General features: G+C 37.8%; 16 protein-coding genes. 8 read left to right on the top strand and 8 right to left on the bottom strand.

Annotated elements, in window-relative coordinates; translation table 11 throughout:
• Positions 1–125 precede the first annotated feature (125 nt).
• Positions 126–2,981: a bifunctional [glutamate--ammonia ligase]-adenylyl-L-tyrosine phosphorylase/[glutamate--ammonia-ligase] adenylyltransferase gene (glnE, locus tag H592_RS0111865; protein ID WP_028868950.1), complete on the top strand. Its 2,856-nt coding sequence runs from the start codon at positions 126–128 to the stop codon at positions 2,979–2,981.
• A 200-nt stretch (positions 2,982–3,181) separates the two neighbouring features.
• On the opposite strand, the gene lpxL is transcribed toward glnE, so the two are convergent.
• The gene (gene lpxL, locus H592_RS0111860) at positions 3,182–4,102 is read right to left on the bottom strand and encodes an LpxL/LpxP family Kdo(2)-lipid IV(A) lauroyl/palmitoleoyl acyltransferase (protein ID WP_028868949.1); all 921 of its coding nucleotides are present in this window, start codon (positions 4,100–4,102) and stop codon (positions 3,182–3,184) included.
• Positions 4,103–4,423: 321 nt separating this feature from the next.
• Here lpxL and H592_RS0111855 point away from each other — a divergent pair, with 321 nt between their 5' ends.
• Positions 4,424–6,694 carry a sensor domain-containing diguanylate cyclase gene (locus H592_RS0111855; protein ID WP_028868948.1) on the top strand — a complete coding sequence of 757 codons (2,271 nt, stop codon included), beginning with the start codon at positions 4,424–4,426 and terminating at the stop codon, positions 6,692–6,694.
• Here the strand turns inward: H592_RS0111855 and H592_RS22225 are convergent.
• The 4 genes from H592_RS22225 to H592_RS0111835 all read right to left on the bottom strand — a co-directional run bounded on the left by H592_RS22225 (position 6,686) and on the right by H592_RS0111835 (position 11,118).
• A complete protein-coding gene (locus H592_RS22225; protein WP_051369152.1) occupies positions 6,686–8,167 on the bottom strand; it encodes an AMP-binding protein in 1,482 nt (493 codons plus the stop codon). The two genes, H592_RS0111855 and H592_RS22225, sit on opposite strands and share 9 nt — an antisense overlap.
• A complete protein-coding gene (gene menC, locus H592_RS22220) occupies positions 8,155–9,219 on the bottom strand; it encodes an o-succinylbenzoate synthase (protein WP_051369151.1) in 1,065 nt (354 codons plus the stop codon). The genes H592_RS22225 and menC overlap by 13 nt, the downstream gene beginning before the upstream one ends.
• A gap of 115 nt (positions 9,220–9,334) precedes the next feature.
• On the bottom strand, positions 9,335–10,735 hold the full coding sequence (gene dnaB, locus H592_RS0111840) for a replicative DNA helicase (RefSeq protein WP_028868947.1): 1,401 nt from the start codon (positions 10,733–10,735) through the stop codon (positions 9,335–9,337).
• 26 nt (positions 10,736–10,761) lie between these two features.
• Positions 10,762–11,118, bottom strand: a complete 357-nt coding sequence (locus tag H592_RS0111835) for a diacylglycerol kinase (RefSeq protein ID WP_028868946.1) — start codon at positions 11,116–11,118, stop codon at positions 10,762–10,764.
• Positions 11,119–11,306: 188 nt separating this feature from the next.
• Between H592_RS0111835 and plsB the strand changes: the two genes are divergently transcribed.
• The 5 genes from plsB to recQ all read left to right on the top strand — a co-directional run bounded on the left by plsB (position 11,307) and on the right by recQ (position 18,406).
• On the top strand, positions 11,307–13,616 hold the full coding sequence (gene plsB / locus H592_RS0111830) for a glycerol-3-phosphate 1-O-acyltransferase PlsB (protein ID WP_028868945.1): 2,310 nt from the start codon (positions 11,307–11,309) through the stop codon (positions 13,614–13,616).
• A 182-nt stretch (positions 13,617–13,798) separates the two neighbouring features.
• On the top strand, positions 13,799–14,431 hold the full coding sequence (locus H592_RS0111825; protein ID WP_028868944.1) for a YigZ family protein: 633 nt from the start codon (positions 13,799–13,801) through the stop codon (positions 14,429–14,431).
• Positions 14,432–14,443: 12 nt separating this feature from the next.
• A complete protein-coding gene (locus H592_RS0111820) occupies positions 14,444–15,901 on the top strand; it encodes a TrkH family potassium uptake protein (RefSeq protein WP_156916115.1) in 1,458 nt (485 codons plus the stop codon).
• A 3-nt stretch (positions 15,902–15,904) separates the two neighbouring features.
• On the top strand, positions 15,905–16,495 hold the full coding sequence (gene hemG, locus H592_RS22215; RefSeq protein WP_084296272.1) for a menaquinone-dependent protoporphyrinogen IX dehydrogenase: 591 nt from the start codon (positions 15,905–15,907) through the stop codon (positions 16,493–16,495).
• A gap of 96 nt (positions 16,496–16,591) precedes the next feature.
• Positions 16,592–18,406, top strand: a complete 1,815-nt coding sequence (gene recQ / locus H592_RS0111810) for a DNA helicase RecQ (RefSeq protein WP_028868942.1) — start codon at positions 16,592–16,594, stop codon at positions 18,404–18,406.
• A gap of 93 nt (positions 18,407–18,499) precedes the next feature.
• Here the strand turns inward: recQ and H592_RS22210 are convergent, their stop codons facing one another.
• Complete coding sequence (locus H592_RS22210) at positions 18,500–19,465, bottom strand: metal-dependent hydrolase (RefSeq protein ID WP_051369150.1); 966 nt, start codon at positions 19,463–19,465, stop codon at positions 18,500–18,502.
• A 357-nt stretch (positions 19,466–19,822) separates the two neighbouring features.
• Positions 19,823–20,176 (bottom strand): hypothetical protein, encoded by a 354-nt coding sequence (locus tag H592_RS0111800; RefSeq protein ID WP_028868941.1) that lies wholly within the window; start codon positions 20,174–20,176, stop codon positions 19,823–19,825.
• Between the two features lie 403 nt (positions 20,177–20,579).
• Between H592_RS0111800 and H592_RS0111795 the strand changes: the two genes are divergently transcribed.
• Positions 20,580–22,253: a DUF2813 domain-containing protein gene (locus H592_RS0111795; RefSeq protein ID WP_028868940.1), complete on the top strand. Its 1,674-nt coding sequence runs from the start codon at positions 20,580–20,582 to the stop codon at positions 22,251–22,253.
• Positions 22,254–22,333: 80 nt separating this feature from the next.
• Here H592_RS0111795 and H592_RS0111790 read toward each other — a convergent pair whose 3' ends face one another.
• On the bottom strand, positions 22,334–22,768 hold the full coding sequence (locus H592_RS0111790) for an META domain-containing protein (RefSeq protein ID WP_169727658.1): 435 nt from the start codon (positions 22,766–22,768) through the stop codon (positions 22,334–22,336).
• Between the last annotated feature and the right edge of the window lie 66 nt (positions 22,769–22,834).

Genomic DNA, 22,834 nt, shown 5'->3' with positions numbered 1-22,834 from the left:
GATCATGAATTTTAGACTAAGGATCAGCTTATGATGCTTTTTTTACCTCACTTTTTATTTTCAGGAAGGTAAACTCTATCAAAGTAGCGCCTTCCTCAACCATCGAATCTTATTGTGAGTAATGTATGTCTTTATTAAACGAAGTAGCACAAAAATATATACAGCAACTTGGTGAACGTTTTGATTTATCGAGTTTAAGTAAAGAGCACACTCAGCAATTACATGAAGTCTTTGCATTAAGTGATTTTGTTGCTGAATCTTTAATAAAGCAACCAACTCTTATTCCCTGCTTATTTGAAAGTAATTTATTAACTACAGCGGATCGTACTGAACAACTGATAATAGAACTAAAAACTGCTCTGTCAGAGATTGAAAATGAAGGGCAATTACACCAAACATTACGTTTTTTTAGGCGTAAGCATATGGTGGTGATTGCTTGGCGAGAGCTCTTAAACCTAAGTACTTTACAGGAAAGTTTTATCCACATTTCATTATTAGCTGATCAGTTAATTTTACAAAGCTTAAATTGGTTATATCAGTTGCAATGCCAAGAGCAAGGTACGCCAATCGGGGAGTCAGGTGAGCAACAAACCATGTATATTTTTGCCATGGGTAAGTTAGGTGGTAAAGAACTCAACTTCTCTTCTGATATTGACCTTATCTTTTCTTACCCTGAACGCGGCCAAACCGAAGGCGGGCGACGGGTTATTGAAAACTCTGCATTTTTCACTAAATTAGGGCAACGTTTAATTGCAGCATTACACCAAATAACCGTTGATGGTTTCGTATATCGTGTGGATATGCGTTTACGTCCTTTTGGTGAGTCTGGGCCATTGGTAACAACCTTTAATTCTATTGAAGACTATTATCAAACTCATGGTCGAGAATGGGAACGCTATGCGATGGTCAAAGCGCGTGTTTTAGGCAAAGAAGGAGCCTATAAGCGAGAGCTTGAAGCGATGCTTAGGCCCTTTGTATTTAGGCGTTATATTGATTTTAGTGCCATTGAATCATTACGAAAAATGAAAGCAATGATCAGTGCTGAAGTGCGTCGTAAAGGTTTAAAAGATAATATAAAATTGGGTATGGGCGGGATCCGCGAAATTGAATTTGTTGCGCAAGCCTTTCAGCTTATTCACGGTGGAAGGGATTTGCAATTGCAATGCAAAGGGTTACAACAAACCTTAAAAGTGATTGCAGAAACAGAGGTATTGCCGGCGGATAGGGTTGCTTGTTTATTAGATTCATATCATTTTTTACGTGCAGTGGAAAATGTATTGCAGCAAATTGGCGATCAGCAAACGCAGACCTTACCGAATAACGAATTAGATAAGCTACGCTTAATTAAAGTCATGAAGTTTGAAGACTGGGAAAGTTTTTATGCACGCTTAAATCAAGTAATGGAAAACGTACATAAGGAGTTCAATTGGGTTATTGGAGAATCTGATGAGCAACAAAATGAACCACAAGAAGAGTTTGTTGAATTGTGGGAGTTGCAGCTTTCTAGTGAAGAAATTGAGCCTATTTTAAGTAAACATATTAAACAAAGCAGCAAGTCCGCTAAGCAAGTTGCAGCATTTTCAAAAATGATTGTCTCTTTAAAAGAAGATATTAGTCGCCGTCCGATTGGCCCAAGAGGACAAGAGACAATTGATAAATTATTACCAAGAATTATTGCTTTAACTTGTGCCTTTACTCATCCGGACAGTCTTTTTGAACGCATTCATCATTTGATTTTAAATATTATGCGCCGTACTGCTTATTTGGAGTTATTAAATGAAAATGAGGGGGCTCTAAATCAGTTATTGAAATTATGTTCAGCCAGTCCTCGAGTGTCAGCACAGTTGGCACGCCATCCTATCTTACTGGATGAGTTGTTAGACCCTCAAAAACTCTATCATCCAACTGAGTTAAGTAACTATAGAAGCGAGTTACAGCAGTTTATGTTGCGTATTCCTGAAGAGGATATGGAACAGCAAATGGAAGCGTTGCGTCAATTTAAACAGATGCAATTTTTACATATTGCCACCGCTGATATTGCAAAGGGGATTAAATTACCCCAGGTAAGTGATCATCTAACTTGTTTAAGTGAGGCTATTCTTGAGTATGTGGTGCAAATAGCTTGGGCTCAAATCACTGAAAAATTTGGTATACCAAGTAATGTTGCGGGCACTGACCGTAAGGGGTTTGCTGTTATTGGTTATGGTAAAATGGGCGGTTTAGAGCTTGGCTATGAGTCAGATCTAGACGTGGTATTTTTACATGATACTAATATATCAGGAGTAACCAACGGCTCTCGGAGTATCGATAATCAGTTATTTTATTTCCGTTTAGCGCAACGTATTATTCACTTATTTAGCTCTCGTACTAATTCTGGCATCTTGTATGAAATAGATATGCGTTTGCGTCCATCTGGCGATTCTGGGGCGCTTGTCGCAGGTATGGCTGGGTTTCATCGCTATTTAAAAGAAAATGCATGGACATGGGAGCATCAAGCCTTGGTCCGCGCTCGCCCAGTGTTTATTGATAGCATTATGCAGCAAGAGTTCACGCAAATACGGGCAGAAATATTAAGTCAAACGCGAGATCAACAGCTGTTAAAAAAAGACGTATCAGAGATGCGTGCTAAAATGCGTGATCATTTGAATCGTGCTGAAAGTCAGGAGTTTGATCTTAAGCAGTCTCCTGGGGGGATGGTCGATATTGAGTTTATCGCACAGTATCTGGTGCTAGCTCATGCCAGTGAGTTCCCTGAGCGTTTAACAGAGTGGTCGGATAATTTGCGCATTTTTGCTGCTTGCGAACAGCTTGGGTTATTAACTGAGTTGCAAGCAAAACAATTAATTGATGCCTACTGCCATATTCGAGATGCGGCCCATCGTTTAAGCTTGGGTAAAAAGAAACGTATTACACATATAGATCAATTAGTCGAAGATCGCAATGCTGTCATTGCCGTATGGGAGCAACTTTTTTTAGACTAAGTCAGTGTTTTTTTTGGATTAAGCTAACATCTTGTTTTAGATTAAATTAGTAGCTGGTTTTTGGCACAGCTAATGTTTTTAAAATAAATCAAGACGCAGAGGGATCGGCGAACTAAGAGGGATAAAAATAAAGGCGAGATTGCTTTGTAACGCAACTCGCCTTTATTCGTGTATTTATCAAGCTTTATTCACAAGTGCTATTAATAGACCGAAGGTTCTCCCTCTGGTCGGGTCTTAAAGCGACGGTGTAACCACATATATTGATCATCACACTCGCTAACCATGCGCTCTATCTGTTGATTAGTATAAGTGGTATCAGCCTTTAAATCCTGGCTTGGAAAGTCACTTAACGCCTCATAAAAAATTAACTCATAGCCCTCTGAACCAGGTAAACGCTTTAAAAATACTGGAATAACAACACTATTTTTAACGCGAGCTAACGTACTTGTGCCAGATACTGTGTTGGCATTCTCTACATCGAAAAAGGGTGCAAATATACTGCTTTTGTGTCGACCATAATCATGGTCGGGCGCGTACCATAATGCCTGTCCAGTTTTTAATACGCGTAACATCGCTTTAAAATCTTTGCGATCTAGCATGGCTTTATGCTCTCGCATACGTCCCCAGTAAAACCAATAATCTAAGACTTCGTTACTATTTTTTCTATACACTGCATAACTTGGGTGAATCAAGCCTAATGCACGTGCGCCCATTTCTAAAGTTAAAAAATGTGCGCCCAAAAAGATAATACCGTTACCTTGTCGCGTGGCTTGTTTTAGATGTTCAATGCCTCGCACAGTTAGTAAACCGCGTACACGCCAACTTGGCCAAAACCAAGCCATGCCCATTTCTAATAAAGCAATACCAGTATTTTCGAAGTTAGTTTTTACTTTCTGATCAACTTGTTCTGGTGTCAGTTCAGGAAAACATAATTCAATATTACGACGTGCAGTATGAAATCGTTTTTTAGCAAAAGGGATCGCTAGTCGCCCTAGGTATTTACCGATATTCAATATTGTTGAATAAGGCAATAATGATGATAAAAAGAGAATTAAGATCCCTATCCAAGCTAACCAATATCTTGGGTGAATAAAGCTAGATTTTAATTTGTAAATATCCATAAACTGCTCTCTGCTATCGGGGAGGTATGATTCTAACGAATAATATTAGAAATACCTATTATGTCTTTGAATCTTATTGTGTTGATTAGTCTTTTGTCATTACTTTTGTTGAAGGTTAAGCTTAATAGGCTTTTAGCGAAAAATATTGAAGTATTTTTAGCCATTTGTACTTTTTATAATGATGCCGTTATCATCTGTTGTTAAAGAGTCATTACCTGACAGTGGTTTAATTGCTTCGAAAACACCCTTAAAATATCAACTGTGCCTAGTCTAATTGATATATACTCATTATTAATTTTTGTATATTTATTTGGGTTTACCATGTTAAGAGCAAAGCGTTTCCACTCTTCTGACTTTATTTTTGTGGTACTCATTGTCATCTTAATCACTTCTATTTTTCTGTTCATGTCCAATGATCAAAGCCAAAAACAACAACGTCAATTAGTTGAGCGTGCAGTATACAATAGTTACGTCTCTGCATTAGCTCAAGTGAAGTCTAATGCTAGCTTACTGTATACTTTACAATATCATAATGAAGCGATTTTACCCTTAATAGAAAAGGCAAATAACAATATAAACGCCCCTCAAGTTTTAGCCTCGATTAAGCAAAGCTTGTATGAAAAATTACATCCTTTATTTCGTAGCAGTCTCCAATATTTTGAACATCAACAGGTGTATCTCAGTAATGGTGAATCGTTGTTAACATTGCAAAAATTTACAGAACCAAGTAATAAAAATAACGTCGACAATACAACCTTGAGAAAGGTATTACAAAGTAAAGAGGCGTCATTTGGTTTGTCCTTGAAAAATGGTCGTTATCTATATAGCTACTTTTTTCCTGTTTTTAATCGCAATAATAGTTTCATCGCAGTGGTAGAAGTTGCTATGCCATTAACTGCAATGAAACAAATATTAACAGCAACTAGCGAAGTCAAATCGCAATATTTGTTAGCAAAAAGACCACTCTTATCGACCCAACAAAAAGCTAAGTTATATCAAGAAACGGCCTTTTCTGATGCTTTTTATATTGGCATCAACGAAAACAAATCAAACTTTGCATTGGGACAGCTAAGTGCGGCTAATTTGGCGCAATTAAAGCAGAGCTTAAGCCTAGCAGAAGAAACAAAACTAATGCAATTGAAACGCTTTTCAGTCAATACTCGTATTGCAGGACAAGATGGCATTGCTGTTTTTATGCCAGTTCATGATACGCGTGGTTATGCGGTAGGTGGCGTATTCACTTTTTCTCCGATGATGAAGTTGTATATTTCGCAATCTGATCGATATGCGATCACAGTTATTCTATTATTGATGTTGCTATTAACGTTAGCGTATGCCATTAGAAAGTGTATGGCTCTGAGTCGGTTGCAATTACGCTACCAGTGTTTTTTAGATGGTTTACCTTTCCCTATTTTTGTTAAAGGCTTTAATAATGAATATATTGTTGCTAATAAAGCGTTTTATCGTTTCTTTAATCTTACTAGAGCGCAGTTATTAGATAAAAAACAGGGGACAGCAATTGAACCTGAAGCCTTAACCATGTCTATTGCGGATATTAATCAAGCCGGTGGTTGCATTGAAGTAGAACCCGAGAAATTAAAAGAAAATGATCCTTCAAGTTATAAGATTTTCTATTATGCAAATTCGCAATTGAGTAAAGAAATGATTGGTTATATTGGTTACATTAAAGATATTACTGACCGTAAATCACTCAATCAATCTTTAAAATCATCCGTATTCGATCAAACGCAATTTATGGATTTATTACCATTAGGCGTGCGTATTTTTAACCTTCAAGGACGCACTACTTTTGTCAATAAAGTGTTGGCACAATTAAGCGGGCATCAAGTGGATGATTTATTAGATACAGACTGTGATGCTCTATTTACGTGTTTGCAATGTAATAAAAGTGTGTGTCCTCTACTAAAAACTAAGAATACAGAGCAAGTGCATCGCATAGAAACTATTAAATATACTGCAACAGGCGAGGCACGAACCTATGAAGTTATTCAGCATCCCTATTATTCAACAGAAAAGCAAATTCAAGGGATTATTGAAATCACCCGTGATATTACCGTTGATAAATCATTATTAGATAAAAATTATGAATTGATGCTAACCGACGAACTAACCGGCTTATTAAACCATCGTGGTATTGTCAGTGCCGGAGAAAATTATTTCCGTTTAAGCCAACGTGCTAACAAACCTTTCTTTGCTCTATATATTGATGTCATTGGCATGACTAAGGTTAATTTAGATCATGGTGAAGCAGAAGGAGATCAATTATTAATATCTTTTGCAAAAATATTGACTGACACCTTTAGAGAAACCGATTTAGTAGCGCGTATTGGTGGCGATGAATTTGTTATTTTAATGACAGATAGTGAATATCATATTACTGATACTGGGTTGTTTCCTCGCTTAGACAATAACGTTAAAAAGTTTAATTCAAGCTCCATTAGAAAAAGTCGTTTAGTGATTGATACCGGAATTGTTGAGTATAAAAAAGAAAATCATACTGATTTATTGTCCTTAATCAATGATGCAGAACAATTGGTATATGAGCATAGTATCAAACGTACTTTAGGTTAGTCCTTGCTTACTTAAGCTGTCTGTGAAAACTTGTTTGGGTACTTTTAATGCTTGGTTATTTGCTAATTGCAAAGGCCAAGCAAGATAATGATCTGGTTGTTTATAACCGATCAGTTGTTGGCCAAGGTAATGTTTAAGTTGCTGACAATCTAGATCAAATTGAGTCGAGTCTGAAAATAATACAAAAAGGGCAATGCGCTGCCCATATTGTTGATCCTTGGTGGGACAAATATAAGCTTGTTTAACACGACTATATTGTAAACATACTCGCTCTATCTCTTCCGGCTGAATATTTTCTCCACCACTAATAAATTGCCTATCTTTACGCCCTATAATGGATAATTGATGTTTGTTCAGAGTGCCTAAGTCACCACTTGCAACCCATTCTTCTGCTGCAATTTTATGTATTGCATTATCTTGGAAATACCCAACAAATCTTGTTTTGCCAGTAATATAGATTTCACCTTTGTGTATCTTTATTTCTCTATATGGCAAAACCTGCAGCTGACTATTGTTCTCTGAGGTGGCAACTTGCGAGGTCATTTCAGTACTGCCGTAACTTAAGTGATAGTGAAACCCGCGTGCGGCTAACGCTACTAGGTGCGCTTCTGAAAAAGCACTTCCACCTAATAAAACATGTTTGATGCTGCATTGCTTGGCGTTAAATAATGAATCTGCCAATAAGCGGATCAATTGCGTTGAAACTAGGGATAAGTGTGTGATCCTGTGTTGCTGTAATAAGGCAACTGTTAATGGAGCAGTTGTTAGGTGTATGCATGCACCTGCAATAATGGTTCGTAATACCGTTGCATAACCACCAATATGAAATAGTGGTAACGATAATAAGTTGTGGTCCTGTGGGGCAAGAGGGATCAGCGTTTGTGAGCCTTGTGCGCTGAAAAAGTGATTACGATAATTATGGACAATAGCTTTAGGAAAGCCACTGCTACCAGAAGTAAAAATAATATTACAAGCTTGTTCTGGTTCAATCAGTAAAGGTGCGAGCTTTACTGCGGAAGAAGGGATATTTGTTGTAATAGAATATGATGCCTGTTGGTGCAGATTTGATAGCAGTAATTCAAAATCTATCTGTAATTGAGGTAACGAGGCAGATAGGAAATCTGTAGCTTGCGCATTCTCAATCCAACAGTAAGGTGTATTTAATACTGCCAACCTTTGTGCAATCTCAGTAGTGGTAAAACGCGGATTTAGCGGACAAAATAGCCAGCCTGTTCGTACGCATAATAATTGCATTAATAGCAACTCAATGCTGTTACTGGCGACACAAGCAAGTCTGATCATTGACGGTTGAGTGTTTAGGTCAATTTGTGTCAGTAGTTGCTCTTGCAATGCGCATAATAGTTGATCTAACTGCTGATAAGTGATCGACTGTTGATCATATTGCAGTGCAGTCAAGTGACTATGGTAAATAGCATGCCAGCGAACGGGGCAGTGGTTAATTAAGAGTGCCATATACAAGTTGCCTGAGATGTCATGAACCTTTGTAAGTCTGAGTCATTCTTAACTGCATAACTTATAGAGGAAGAGAAAACGTGTAAGGTGTCTAAGCCTAAGCTGACCTTTAGTTGAGTTTGTTGTTGCCATTGCTTTGCTAGATAAGCCAGCTGCTGCAGCGCGATCGGCGATTCAAAACTCGCACTGATGCTAAGACTTAATTGTTGCTGTTGTGCGTGTGTTAATAAAGCTTGAATATGAGCAGGATAGCCAATCAATGTGGGTTTGATGATCAATGCTTTAATGCAGTTACTGGTAGGCAATGAATGGCATATTAATAAGCTCTCATCTAATGCAATAGAGACCTTAAATTGTGTTGAAATAGATATATTATCCTCAATGGAAAGCGTTGGTTCTTCAATATAATCAATACATTTGCAGTCAATCGTTTTTAGAAAATCGATATATTGAATTGCAGTCCATTGCTGATTGGCATCTAAGCGTAGCTGAACAGTGGGGTTAAGTTCAATAAGGCTTTTTATCACTTTGATATCCTCTGCCACCGATAAACGCGCTACTTTCAATTTTACTGTTGCTGGATAATTTAGCTCTCTATAGCGCTTGATGATCTCGTTTAGGCTACCTTGCAATAAAGGGATGGTAATTAAGGTAATATCTTGCGCTACATTACGTGTTTGTAATGCCCAAGGAATGCGTTGCTGTAAACAAAATAAAGCAAAGCTGACACTCGGTAAAAAAGGCGTTGTCAAATGTGCTTGTTGATGATTTGTTTGTTGTTTGCACATGTCTTGATTGGTTGAAGTTCGTACTTGTAAGGCATTGATTAGTTGTGTTTGACATGCTGCAAGCGTTTCTTGGCTAAAACCGGGCAATGGCGATACTTCACCAATATAATCTTGCCCATGTGGGTTGTGTTCAATTAACCACAGTCCTTCACGGGTGTTTAGATGATGGCCTTTAAAATTGATGGTTTTTTTAAGGGGCAATGAAAAACGGTACAAGCTTAACTTTTTATTTGAGAAATCAAATAGTTGATCAAACTTGTCCATTGTTGTCCTTTTCTAAATTATTTAAGTAAGCCGTTAATTGTCGCGTAAGTCACGTCTAACTTGAGCGTATTCAGTAGTTTTTCAAGCGGCTAGTCATAGACGCTATCAACTTTTACTATTCATCACCATGATAAGCAGTGCCGGTGTAATCATCAAAACGAGAATAACGCCCTTGGAACGTTAAGCGTATCTTACCAATTGGCCCGTTACGTTGTTTACCAATGATAATTTCAGCAATGCCTTTGTGCTCACTGTCTTCGTGATAAACTTCATCTCGATAAATAAACATAATTAAATCAGCATCTTGCTCGATCGCACCTGATTCACGTAAGTCTGAGTTAATAGGGCGCTTATCAGCACGTTGCTCAAGACCACGGTTTAACTGAGATAAGGCAATAACCGGGCAACGTAACTCTTTAGCTAATGCTTTTAAAGAGCGTGAAATTTCAGAAATTTCTAAGGTACGGTTTTCACTTAAAGAAGGGACACGCATTAATTGTAAATAATCGACCATGATCATGCTAACCCCTCCGTGGTCACGTGCAATACGACGCGCCCGTGAACGTAATTCCGTTGGTGTTAAACCAGAGCTATCATCAATAAACATTTTACCGCGGTCTAATAAAATAGACATAGTAGAAGATAATGAAGCCCAATCGTTTTCATCTAATTGACCGGTACGAATTTTACCTTGATCTATACGCCCTAAAGAAGCCAACATACGATTCATGATTTGGTCTGAAGGCATCTCTAGTGAGAAAATAATGGTTGGCTTGTCTGCATTAAGGGCCGCATGTTCCGCTAAGTTCATGGCAAAGGTCGTTTTTCCCATTGATGGACGCGCTGCTACAATAATCAAATCGCCGGGTTGGAAGCCCGTGGTCATTTGGTCTAAATCGTTATAACCAGAGGACAATCCGGTAATACCATCGCGAGGGTTTTTACATAAATCATCAATTTTTGCGACTGTTTCTTTGAGGATGTCTTTAATCGCTTGCGGACCTTCATTTTGATTATTTCTAGCCTCCGCAATTTGGAATACTTTTGTTTCTGCAAAATCTAGTAGTTCAGCACTATCACGGCCTTCTGTGTCATAGCCAGCTTCTGCAATATCATTGGCAACACCAATTAATTCTCTAACAATCGCGCGCTCACGAACAATATCCGCATAGTTATTGATGTTAGCTGCACTTGGCGTGTTCTGTAACAGCTCTGCTAAATAAGCAATGCCACCAATGCCTTCTAATTCCTGTGTATCTTCGAGTTTTTCTGACAGCGTAACGATATCTACGGGAATATCATTACTGCTTAGTTTTTCAATGGTTGAAAAAATAAGGCGATGTGCACGTGTATAAAAATCACGGTCAACAACGCGTTCAGAAACATCTGACCAAGTATCATTGTCTAATAATAAACCGCCAATGACCGCTTGTTCGGCTTCAAAAGAGTGCGGAACCGTTTTGATTGGTGAATGCGTTTTATTTTTTTGTTTAGTAAAAGCAGGTCTATCCGCCATATTAGAATCCTAATGAGTGAAGTAAATTAAATAAACAGGATTTCAATCCAAATATACGCGGTTAATAATAAACCAATTAATACAGCTGATGAGCCCATATCTTTAGCGCGCCCAGAAAGTTCATGGAATTCACTGCCAATTCTATCTACAACGGCTTCAATGGCTGAATTAATTATTTCAAATATTAATACCAAGATCACTGATGAAATTAAAAGGATACGTTCTACTTGACTGACGTCTACTAATAAGGCAATAGGGATTAAAATAAGTGCTAGCAAAACCTCTTGACGAAAAGCAGCCTCATGTTTAAAAGCACTTTTGATGCCTTTTAGTGAATAACCAAAAGCAAGAAATATTCGTTTTATTCCAGTATTTTTTTGCATTAATAAGCAATCTCGTGTGTATTAATTGAAGCGCACACTTTAACAAATCGACATCACTTGGTCATCATTTAGCTGTTGATTGAGAGGAATCATTTGCCAGCGGTCTCAGAATGCTTGTCAACGCCTATACGCACTAGCTTTGTATGTTAAACTAAAGCCAATATAATGGACAATAACAAGGAAAGTATGTGCTAGTTAAAGGCTCCTTTTGGTCTAAAATGATCAGTCGTTTTTGGGTGAAGAGTGTGGTGGTGCCACAAAACCCTGTTACTGAGTTAAAATTAGACCTATCTCGTCCTATTATTTATGTGTTGGAACAAAACAGTGCTAGCGATTTATTAGCATTACAAAAAGCCTGCGTTAAGCAAGCTTTACCCGATCCTTATCAACCTTTGCAATTGCATGGCATTACACTGCCTGCTGTTATTTATTTACATGATTGGTATTTTTTTAAAAAGAAACCGCTAAAGCAACAGCAGTCTGCTTATTTAGCGCAATACCAACACTTATTATCGTTGCACCAACAGGATGCCAAGCTTGATGTGCAATTAGTACCAGTGACATTTTTCTGGGGAAGAAATCCAGGTAAAAGCAATCCACGAAAAGCTTTTCAGGGACATAATAATGTAAGTAGCTTGCAAAAAGCATGGTCCATTATCATTGCGGGTAGTGATCATTTAATACGTTTTAATGTGCCCATATCTGTTCGATCGTTAGTAGAAAAAAACAAACGCTCAAAACATTTAGCACATAAGCTTGCGCGAGTAGCCTTGCACTATTTTAGTACCCAAAATCGTTCTAGTCGTGGGCCTCAAATCCCTAATCGTAAAGCGATGATCAAACGTGTTATCGCCAGCTCGATGATGCAACAAACCATTCAACAAGAAAGCCAGCAAAGTGGTCGAAGTGAACGACAGGTTACTCAGCAATGTCATGCTTATTTAGAAGAGATTAGTAGTAATTTTTCATATCGTTTTTTACGTATTTTCCGATCTGTTTTGTCTAAAGTCTGGAATGGTATTTACCAAGGGATCGAAGTTAATCATGCGCAAGCGGTGCGTGATGCAACACAAAGTGGGGCAGAAATTATTTATATGCCTTGTCACCGCAGCCATATGGATTATCTCTTATTATCTTATTTATTATTTGGAGAAGGTTTAGTACCACCACATGTAGCAGCCGGAGTGAATCTTAACTTTTTTCCTGCTGGTGGTATTTTTAGGCGCTCTGGTGCGTTCTTTTTACGCCGTAGTTTTAAAGATGATCCTCTCTATGGCAAAGTATTCAAAGCCTATTTTGCGATGTTATTTAAACAAGGTTATCCGATTGAGTTCTTTACCGAAGGAGGACGCAGCAGAACCGGGCGCTTACTACCCGCTAAAACGGGTTTACTGGCAATGAGTGTACAAACCTTTTTAGATCAGCCTGAACGTAATGTGATGATTGTGCCTGTGTATATTGGTTATGACCATATTATGGAAGTGAACACTTACATGAAGGAACTGTCTGGGCAGAAAAAACAACAAGAAAGTGCGTGGCAAGTCCTAGGTATTATTAAAAAATTACGTAATTTTGGGCGTGCTTTTGTTAACTTTGGAGAGCCAATTAATCTCAAGCAATATCTTGATCAACATCAGCCTAATTGGCGACATCAAGCCCTTACTGAGCAGCAATTTGCTACGCAAGTTAACCACTTGGGCAATAATGTTATGCAGGGAATAAATCAAGCAACAGCAGTGAATGCCTTACCTTTGTGCGCAGCTATATTATTGGCCAGTACTAATCATCAGCTAGGTAAACATCGTATGCTGGCTTTATTGCAATTACATCAACAGTTATTAGCTAATACGAGTCAGGACTCTAGAATCACTTATCCAACACAACCTCCTGAACTCATTTATCAACAAGCGTTAGCCATGAATAAGTTCTCAGAAACTAATTATGTGGTAAGTTGCGACCAAAAACAAAGTGCACATTTAACTTATTACCGTAATACCATTGTGCATGTATTTGCACTACCTTCATTGGTGAGTTATGGCTTAATTAAATTAAACAATCAAAATAATAAAATTAGTTGTGCCACATTAACCGAGTTAGTAAGTAGTTTATTAGGCTTTATCAATGCAGAATATTTCCTAGCGCCTTCGACAGAAACGCTTAAAGAGCGAGTCACTAGTGTTTTAGTACAATTACAGCTGGGTAAATTTGTTCGTGTTGAAGGTGACATAATAACGCTGAGCGATCTGTCATTTATCCAGACATTAAGCAGGCACTTAAGCGAAACACGATTGCGTTATCACTGTGTATTGAGTTTGTTATTTGCAGATTTTGATCAAAGCGATGAGGCATTATTAGCAGCCAGTAAAAAACGATTATTGGGCAGCAGCATTGAACCGTTTGATGCCAAAGTGATTAATGTTTTTATTCAGCAACTCGATAGAGAAACATTACAACCTAAACAAGTTGAAGAGTTATTAGCTTGTTTATCAATGAAGTAGAAGTGAATATGCTATAGAGTTGGCTAATTTCGCTCACCAGTGACAAGTTGACTGCACAGCTTACTTATTATCTGACGCATTAGAACATTGACTGCAGTATTATGACAGCAAATGCTTTATCAAAATGCCTATTTTGTAGTTATGGTTTTATGGCATGCAAACACAAGGTCTTTTAGTTAACAGTGAATAAACCCTATTTAATTTTACAGCAACCGGTTTTTTTTCAAGAAGAAATTAAAAAAAGCCGATTTTTAACTTTTATCAGTCCAGCTCAAGGTAAGGCTGCTGCGATGCAATACCTTGCCGAAATAAAAACCTTGCATAAAGATGCACGCCATCACTGCTGGGCTTATATCGGTGGCAGTCCTAAAGATAGCGTTAACATGGGGTGTAGTGATGATGGAGAACCCAAAGGTACTGCTGGAAAGCCTATGCTTGCTGTTTTGCAAGGTACAAATGTTGGTGAAATGGTCGCTGTCGTAGTGAGGTATTCGGGGGGCATTAAATTAGGAACGGGTGGTTTAGTACGTGCTTACAGTAATGGTTTGCAGCAATTGTGCCCAACTATGCCTACAATAGAGAAGCGTTTTTTCCAACAATTTAAGTTACAATGTAACTATGCCCAAATGGCAACGGTAGAGCATATATTAGCTTCACATTCAGGAAGAATCATTAATGTCGATTATCAACAAATGGTAGTGGCATTAATTGAAGTCGATAGCGAACAAATCATTCAATTTAAGCAAAAATTACAATCATCGATGCAGGGACAGATCATTGCGAAACAAATCAATACTTCAACTAATGCTAACTAGTTGGGCTAGCTAGTGGCCATTCGTTCAATTATCAGGATTGTGGCGATGTTGATCGGTCTATTCAGCCTGACCATGTTACCACCTGTTTTTGTTGCCTTCATCTATCAAGATGGTGGCGGTAATGACTTTTTAGCTGCATTTTTTGTGACTTTATTCATCGGTTTTGTTTTTTGGCTGCCGAATCGACGCCACAAAGGTGAATTAAAGGCGCGTGAAGGTTTTTTAATTGTGGTGTTGTTTTGGGCAACACTAGGCAGTGTTGGTGCAATTCCATTTCTAATGAGCTCCAGCGTAGACATGAATCTTGCGACTGCCTTTTTTGAATCTTTTTCCGGGTTAACCACTACCGGTGCAACCACTATTGCTCAGCTAGATGACTTGCCAAAATCAATTTTATTTTATCGACAAATGTTGCAATGGTTTGGTGGCATGGGGATCATTGTATTAGCCGTTGCGGTTTTACCGATGTTAGGTATCGGTGGCATGCAGTTGTATCGAGCAGAAACACCGGGGCCAGTGAAAGATTCAAAGATGACCCCACGTATAGCCGAAACAGCTAAAGCGCTATGGTATGTTTATTTATGCTTAACGGTTGCTTGTATGTTGGCATTTTGGATTGCCGGTATGAGTTTGTTTGATGCACTTGGTCATAGCTTCTCAACCGTGTCGATTGGTGGATTTTCTACTTACGATGCCAGTATGGGGCACTTTAATAGTGAAGTAATTAACATTATCACCGTGGTTTTTTTAATTATCTCGGGCATTAACTACGCGCTGCATTTCACGGTATTCTCTGCTAAAAAACTCAGTTTTGATGTCTATCGACGCGATCCTGAAGTGCGTGCATTTATATTTATTCAAGTGTTTCTAACTATTATCTGCTTTTGGATGTTAATGGGGCACGATGTTTATAACAGTATAGAAACCACCTTTTCCCATGCATTATTTCAGTCCGTTTCAATTTCAACCACGGCAGGTTTTACGACCACTTCTTTCTCAGATTGGCCTTTGTTGCTGCCTGTTTTACTTATTTTCTCTAGTTTTATCGGAGGATGTGCTGGCTCCACGGGCGGTGGTTTGAAAGTGATCCGTGTATTATTACTTAATTTGCAAGGGCAACGTGAATTAAAGCGGTTAGTGCATCCCAAGGCCGTATATAAAATCAAGTTAGGTGATAAAGCCTTACCGGATCGTGTTGTTGAAGCAGTGTGGGGATTCTTCTCTACCTATGCGTTGGTTTTTATTGTCTGTATGCTGGCATTATTAATGACCGGGATGGACGAACTGAGTGCGTTCTCTTCTGTAGTCGCCATGCTTAATAATCTAGGGCCTGGTTTAGGTGAAGTCGCGGTACATTTTAATGATGTTAGTGATGCTTCAAAATGGGTAATGATTATTGCCATGTTATTCGGTCGATTAGAAGTCTTTACATTATTAGTGTTATTTACACCTGTATTCTGGAAAAATTAAATTATGTCTAATGAAGCTCAACCTAAGCAAACTGAAACTAAGCAGACTGAAACCAAGCAAACTGAAAATTGTGCAGTAAGCAAAACTTTAGTTCTTTATTCCTCTGTCGATGGACAAACATTAAAAATAATTAATCGGATTAAGCAACCCCTTACTGGGGAAGTGATTGTATTGAATATTGATGATAATCCGACCATTGATTTTGCTTTGTACCAAAAAGTCTTAATCGGTGCATCTATTCGTTATGGCAACTTTCGTCCCAATATAATTAAGTTTGTTAATCAGCATAAAACGCAATTAGATACAGTATGTAATGCTTTTTTTGTGGTTTGTTTAACAGCACGTAAGCCAGAAAAAGCGGTGCCAGAAAATAATGCCTATATGAAAAAATTTGATCAACTTTCACAATGGCAACCTCAGTTAAAAGGAGTATTTGCCGGAGCACTGTTGTACTCTCGCTATAATTGGTGGCAAACCCTGTTAATTCAGTTGATTATGAAAATGACTGGCGGCAGTACTGATAAAACACAGGACTTAGAATTAACCGATTGGGAAAAAGTTGATTCTTTTGCTCAGGACTTTGCAGCACGTTAGTTTGTCTGATAAGAAAATTTAGGCTGAAATAATGTCGACGCTGATTTACAATACGAGCCCGTTTCACCGCTTAGATTATCAATAGGTTGCTATATTTTGAGCCAGAGTATCACTAGTACTGCACATGACGTCTTATTTGATGTGTTTGGGTACAAGCAATTTCGAGATGGTCAAGAAACCGTTATTAACGAGTTGATCGCAGGACGTGATGCACTGGTGGTTATGCCTACGGGCGGCGGTAAAAGTTTATGTTTTCAAATTCCTGCATTAGTGAGAGAGGGGATATGCATCGTTATATCACCTTTGATCTCTCTTATGAAAGATCAAGTGGATACCCTACAAGCTTGTGGTGTCGCAGCAGCCTATTTAAATTCTAGTCTCTCCTATCAACAACAAAATGATATTATTAACTCCCTACATCGTGGGCAGCTGAAACTATTATACGTTGCACCTGAGCGTCTTTTACGTCCTGACTTTGTTGCTCGACTACAACACTTGCCTATTAATTTATTTGCCATCGATGAAGCCCATTGTATCTCTTCCTGGGGGCATGATTTCCGTCCTGAATATGCACAATTAGGCAATCTTAAAGAATATTTTCCTAATATTCCTTTAGTGGCTTTAACTGCAACGGCAGATCATGCAACACAACAAGATATTTTACAGCGCTTACAGCTCAATCAACCTTTAATAGAAATTCGTAGTTTTGATCGCCCTAACATTGAATATTTATTGATTGAAAAATATCGCCCATTATCACAATTATTTAATTATTTAGATCAGCATAAAGACGAAAGCGGAATTATTTATTGCACTAGTCGTAAGCGTACTGAAGAGATTGCACAAAAATTAGCCGCAAAGGGGGTAAATTCTCGTTGTTATCATGCGGGATTACCCTTAGAAGAGCGTCAAACGGTACAAGATTTATTTATTAAAGATGAAGTTGAAATCGTCGTTGCGACCGTGGCTTTTGGTATGGGTATTGATAAACCCAATGTGCGTTTTGTGGTGCATTATGAAATACCTAAGAATATTGAGTCATACTATCAAGAAACAGGACGAGCAGGTCGAGACGGTTTACCTGCGCAAGCGATGTTATTTTATGACCCAGCGGATCCAGCACGTATTCGTAGCTTGTTAGAAAAGAACCCAAATCAAGAGCAACTGCGTATTGAGTTACATAAACTGAATACAATGGTCGCATTCGCGGAAGCACAAACGTGTCGTCGTCGAGTGGTATTAAATTATTTTGGTGAATACAGCCCCAAAGCCTGTGGTAACTGTGATATTTGCTTAGATCCTCCGCAAAGTTATGATGCAACGGTGGATGCGCAAAAAATACTATCCTGTGTTTATCGAACTGGGCAGTATTTTGGGATCACACACGTGGTTGAAGTATTACGTGGTGCACAAACTGCACGTGTCAAAAGCCTTGGCCACGATCAATTATCAACGTTTGGTATTGGTAAAGATAAATCAACCGAACATTGGTTTAGTATTGCTAGGCAATTGATCCATTGCGGATTATTAATGCAAAACTTAACTCGAGGCTCTGCTTTACAATTAACAGAAGCTGCTCGTTCAGTGCTTAAATCAGAGAATAGCTTAATGCTTGCTGTTCCAAGATTGCAGTTAGTGAAAACCACTGCCAAACAAAAGCGACGTAGTGTGTCTGTTAATGCAGATAATAAATTATTCGCTAAATTACGCCATTTACGCAAGCAGATAGCTGATCAAGCAAACTTACCTCCCTATGTTATTTTTAGTGACGTTTCTTTGTCTGAAATGAGTGAATTAATGCCCACCAATGACTCGCAATTTTTATCAATCACAGGTGTTGGCCATATTAAGTTAGATAAGTATGGAGAAGATTTTTTAGCTGAAATTAAGCAATATGTTGATCAGCTATAATCTTCAGTAATATTGCGTTTTTTTGCTTTAAGCAAAATCATCACTTTATACTCATAGAATATATCTTTGTTTATGTCGCCTTGAATAAGTGAACTATTGCAGTTTTTCCATTAGTACTTTCCAACTCACCTCTGGTTCCGGCATTTTTTCCGAGGGGATCACTAACCAGTTCTGATGCTGTTCTCGCTTTGCAATGCTAAAAGAGAATGGGTAATAATGTGATAAGCCAATGCGTAAATCCGTCACAATCAGCCGACCTTGACTCTCATTAAAGCTCAACAAACCATCACTAAACCACTCTAAGCGTTGTAACTCTGTTGAATTAAAATGCTTGGACAGTGAGCGGCCTGTTGCAAAGGCTTGCCATTCAGTGTTTTGGATATTTAAAACACTGCTGAAGGTTTCATAATAAGTATCATCTTGATAGCTAATAATCCGCCATACAAAGATATTAAAGGGTGTTGGCGAGATAAATATCTGACTATTTTTAACTACCGTATCAACAGTTAACTTTTGTTTTAAATACCAAAATTGTGCCTGTCCTAGTGCTAAGTAAGCGCAACTAATACACAAAACAACGCTATTTATTTTGTACCATTTTAAGGTGTTTTTTTGCAACCACAGCCCTAAAACCGCTATTAATAATGGCAAAGTATAAAGGGGGTCAATAATAAAAATGCTTGACCAAGAGGTAGGTTGTATTGGGATCGGCCACCATAATTGAGTGCCATAACTGGTAAATGCATCTAATAACGGATGTGTAATTAAAGGTAATAATATGGTCAGAAATAATGATTTTTTAGAGGTTTTCCATTGTGGCCTAAAGTACAAAGCAAGCCTATATAAAAACACACTGAAAGCGCTTAATACAATCAAGGAGTGACTGAAACCGCGGTGAAAAGTAAAGTTATCAATAGCAGTTTGATAGCTTATTAACACATCTAAATCAGGCAGTGTACCTAAGATAGCACCCGCTAGCAGTACCTTACGTCCAAAAGGTTTGAAACCAACTGCAGCTGCAACACTTGCCCCTAGGGCTATTTGAGTTAAGGAGTCCATAATTACTCTACACGTTCAATCGTAGAGTCAGTGTAATGTAACTAAGGGTAATAATAAATCAAATTAGGTAGTGTTTAATTTTTGAAAAATCAGTTGAAGTTATTATTTGAATTTAAGTTTAACTTGTTAGACCCTTAACTCTTGTTAACTTTAAACCTGATCACTAAATTAGAATAGCACCGCTATTATTGTGTATTTCTGCCTAATCATCTGCCAATCGCTAACGATGTTTTTGATTCTTTTTTGATCAACATAATAGTAACGGTACTGTTTAATATAAAGTAAATTATCTATGGTTATTTAACCGCATTATTCTTTTTTCACTCTTCTTTGAAGTTTGAATTCAAGTAAAGAGCGTTATTTAAAATCATTTAAACGTTTTAAAATAGCTTCAAATATGTTGGGCTCTATATTTTTTTCAATATCATCCAACTGATTATTTTTAAATAATTCACTTAAAAAAGCACATAAATAAGTTAAAGGGGCATGTGCAAATAGCTTTGGATTCGCTAAGTAATCGTTACCTCTATGGTTCATCCAAGCAGCATTGTCTTGCTGGTCCATAAAATGGTTACGTGAGATAGTAGTATGTAGTTTCTCCAAAAGTTGGTGATAATCAAAATTATCACGTTCAAAGTCGTTGCTGTAAGAAGCAATTAAATTGATAGTCCTTTGCTCAGGTAAAATATTAAGTTGATGTAGATTGCTCATAGTAGACTCCTCTATTCATTGGACATTCAATTATTTGTTATTACTGAAATCACCTATTACGAGCCACTAAACTTGCCGTTCGCTTAATATGTACAAAATAAAGCGCTATATAATAGAAACTAATAAGCAATCCGAGGCTAATAACGGTAACTTATATCCACTATTTTTTAGTGGTTATAAAAGTAAGTATAAAGGATGTTTATGATAGATTCATGACGATATCCTAATAATTTGATTATTATTTTGTGTTTTTTGTGTGATCTATTACTAATTGTTTTATAGTGAGTTTCTGATACTTTGAATTATGAAATTCTTAATTTATGCCGATTGTCTTAAACAGGTGCTCAACATTTAACAAGTAGAATAAAGCACTTAATTACTCTGGTTGGTATTAGGAGTCGATATGCTATTGGAACACATTGAAGTAGTGGGGTTTCGTGGAATTAATCGCTTATCCATTAGTATGCATGAGATGAGTGCATTATTAGGTGAGAATAGCTGGGGTAAATCGAGTTTATTCGAGGCACTCTCTCTGTTTTTATCGGGAGCTAAAAAAAGTTATCGCTTCACGTTAGATGATTTTCATCGGCCACCTATTTCTGACCTACCTATCATTAACCATATTTATCTTATCTTTACCTTTAAAGAGCAATACCCAGAAGAGTCTTTACAACGTCATTTTGCCAGTATTAGCGATGCTTGGGTAACATTACCCGATCGAAATAAATACATTATTTATCAAGTAGACGGCAGTGTGGATAGCAGCGGAGAAGTATTTACAGACAGACACTTTTTAGACCAAGAGGGGCACCGTAAGCACTTCTCGCAAAGTGATTTAAATAATCTGGTGAATGAATTTATATCTTTTGTTCCTGTATTACGATTAGGCAGTGAGCAAAACGATAGTCAGCAAGCTTATCGACCAGTTAAACATTTATTAAACAGCCATAGAGCACGCTCTGAAGCGCGTATTAAACGAATTTTTCAGCGTATAACAAGTTCGTCACAGCAATTATCCGAAGTAGAATTAAAGAAAGGGTGTGATTCAATTGTGTATCTTTTTGATCACTATCTATGCAAGCGCTATGGTGATTTACCAAACTACCTTAATGATGAAAAGTTAAGGTATGTGGATCACAGCTTTTCCTTTAACGCATTAACGCGTTTTAATGATCTATTAAAGGATGGGCATAAAACAGATCGCGCCATGCTACTACTAGTATTGGGGCAATTTTTAGAGGAGCGAGGAGAGCACTTACTTCGTCGTGGAGCGACACCTATCTTGTTATTAGAAGAGCCTGAAAATAATTTACACCCTGTCAATTTGGCGATCACATGGCGTTTCTTTTCCTTGTTACCCATGCAGAAGTTAGTCAGTACTAATTCTGCGCAGCTATTATCATTTTTTCCGTTAAGCCGGATCCAACGTCTAGTGCGCAAAACGGATATGATCAAAAGTTATACCGTTAATCGTAAGCATTACTCAAATAATGACCTAAGACGTATTGCCTTTCATTTGCGAATGAATCGCCCACAAAGTCTATTCGCACGTGCTTGGTTATTAGTTGAAGGAGAAACCGAAACTTGGTTGTTAACTGACTTAGCGAGGTTATGTGGTCATCACTTGTTAGTTGAAGGGATTCAGGTTATTGAATTCGCACAATGTGGCTTAAAACCACTGATTAAATTAGCACAGGATTTGAATATTGAATGGCATGTACTAACCGATGGTGATAGTGCAGGACAAAAATATGCAAGTCGAGTCAAAGAGATGCTAGGCGAGTCGGATTCTATCCATGCTCGTTTAACCGTGTTGCCAGCTCATGATATTGAACATTTATTTTTTGAAAATGGCTTTGAAGAGGTTTACCTAAAAGCCGCAAATTACAGTAAACAAGACTTAGCGAGATTAAATGCCAATAAAGTGATTGAAAAAGCAGTGCACAAATATTCTAAGCCAGGTTTAGGGATTGCTATTGCTGAAGCAGTAGAGTCGCAAGGAGTTGAATTGGTTCCGCTATTACTCAAACGGCTTTTTTCCCGATTGGTAGGCATGGCACGCAGTCAATCGGGTTAATAAAATAGCATTTTAAAACAGGCTAGTTGCGCAGTTGTGGTGATTCACAGACCAAGCAATTGAAGTTAATTGTGTCATTATTATTCTGTTATTGGATCCACTAGCTGATAAGTTAATGAATGCTTTTTATTACTAATAATTAATGTTTCATCATCAATCATAACATTTGCCCAGCGAGTTAATACTTCACTAACATCCATCTCTACGTCATTTTTTAATGGTTCACACATCTTACGTGTATTCCCCATATCGCTAATACGTAATTGATTATTGCTAAATTCAGCCATTCCAAAAAATTGGTTACAACCTAAGTTACCAGAACTTTTGTTATCACTGTCTATATGTAATGAACTGTTAATAATCGTGGCTAATTGAATGTTATCAACGTGAGTCAACTTCCAATTATGCTGTAGTTGTTCAACGTTTACTTTCTGTGGTTCAATTTGAGTCTCAGAAGAGCAAGCTCCAAGCGCAATGATACTTGCAGTTAGTATCATCATTTTAACGGTTTTCATAATTATGTAATCCAATGGGTATAAATTTTTACGATATAACATCAACTAACCTACTGCAGCGAATGC

Source organism: Psychromonas arctica DSM 14288 (assembly GCF_000482725.1).
GTDB classification, from domain to species: domain Bacteria; phylum Pseudomonadota; class Gammaproteobacteria; order Enterobacterales; family Psychromonadaceae; genus Psychromonas; species Psychromonas arctica.
Note: the sequence above shows the minus strand (reverse complement) of the source record. Positions and strands in the feature narration are given on the sequence as shown.

What these genes read in the sequence shown, in the direction of transcription:
- menC (WP_051369151.1), bottom strand. Translation starts at nt 9,219, where the DNA reads ATGGACAAGTTTGATCAACTATTTGATTTCTCAAATAAAAAGTTAAGC.
- hemG (WP_084296272.1), top strand. Translation starts at nt 15,905, where the DNA reads ATGTCTAATGAAGCTCAACCTAAGCAAACTGAAACTAAGCAGACTGAA.
- H592_RS0111835 (WP_028868946.1), bottom strand. Translation starts at nt 11,118, where the DNA reads ATGCAAAAAAATACTGGAATAAAACGAATATTTCTTGCTTTTGGTTAT.
- glnE (WP_028868950.1), top strand. Translation starts at nt 126, where the DNA reads ATGTCTTTATTAAACGAAGTAGCACAAAAATATATACAGCAACTTGGT.
- H592_RS0111790 (WP_169727658.1), bottom strand. Translation starts at nt 22,768, where the DNA reads ATGAAAACCGTTAAAATGATGATACTAACTGCAAGTATCATTGCGCTT.
- lpxL (WP_028868949.1), bottom strand. Translation starts at nt 4,102, where the DNA reads ATGGATATTTACAAATTAAAATCTAGCTTTATTCACCCAAGATATTGG.
- H592_RS0111800 (WP_028868941.1), bottom strand. Translation starts at nt 20,176, where the DNA reads ATGAGCAATCTACATCAACTTAATATTTTACCTGAGCAAAGGACTATC.
- dnaB (WP_028868947.1), bottom strand. Translation starts at nt 10,735, where the DNA reads ATGGCGGATAGACCTGCTTTTACTAAACAAAAAAATAAAACGCATTCA.
- H592_RS22225 (WP_051369152.1), bottom strand. Translation starts at nt 8,167, where the DNA reads ATGGCACTCTTAATTAACCACTGCCCCGTTCGCTGGCATGCTATTTAC.
- H592_RS0111855 (WP_028868948.1), top strand. Translation starts at nt 4,424, where the DNA reads ATGTTAAGAGCAAAGCGTTTCCACTCTTCTGACTTTATTTTTGTGGTA.
- H592_RS22210 (WP_051369150.1), bottom strand. Translation starts at nt 19,465, where the DNA reads ATGGACTCCTTAACTCAAATAGCCCTAGGGGCAAGTGTTGCAGCTGCA.
- H592_RS0111795 (WP_028868940.1), top strand. Translation starts at nt 20,580, where the DNA reads ATGCTATTGGAACACATTGAAGTAGTGGGGTTTCGTGGAATTAATCGC.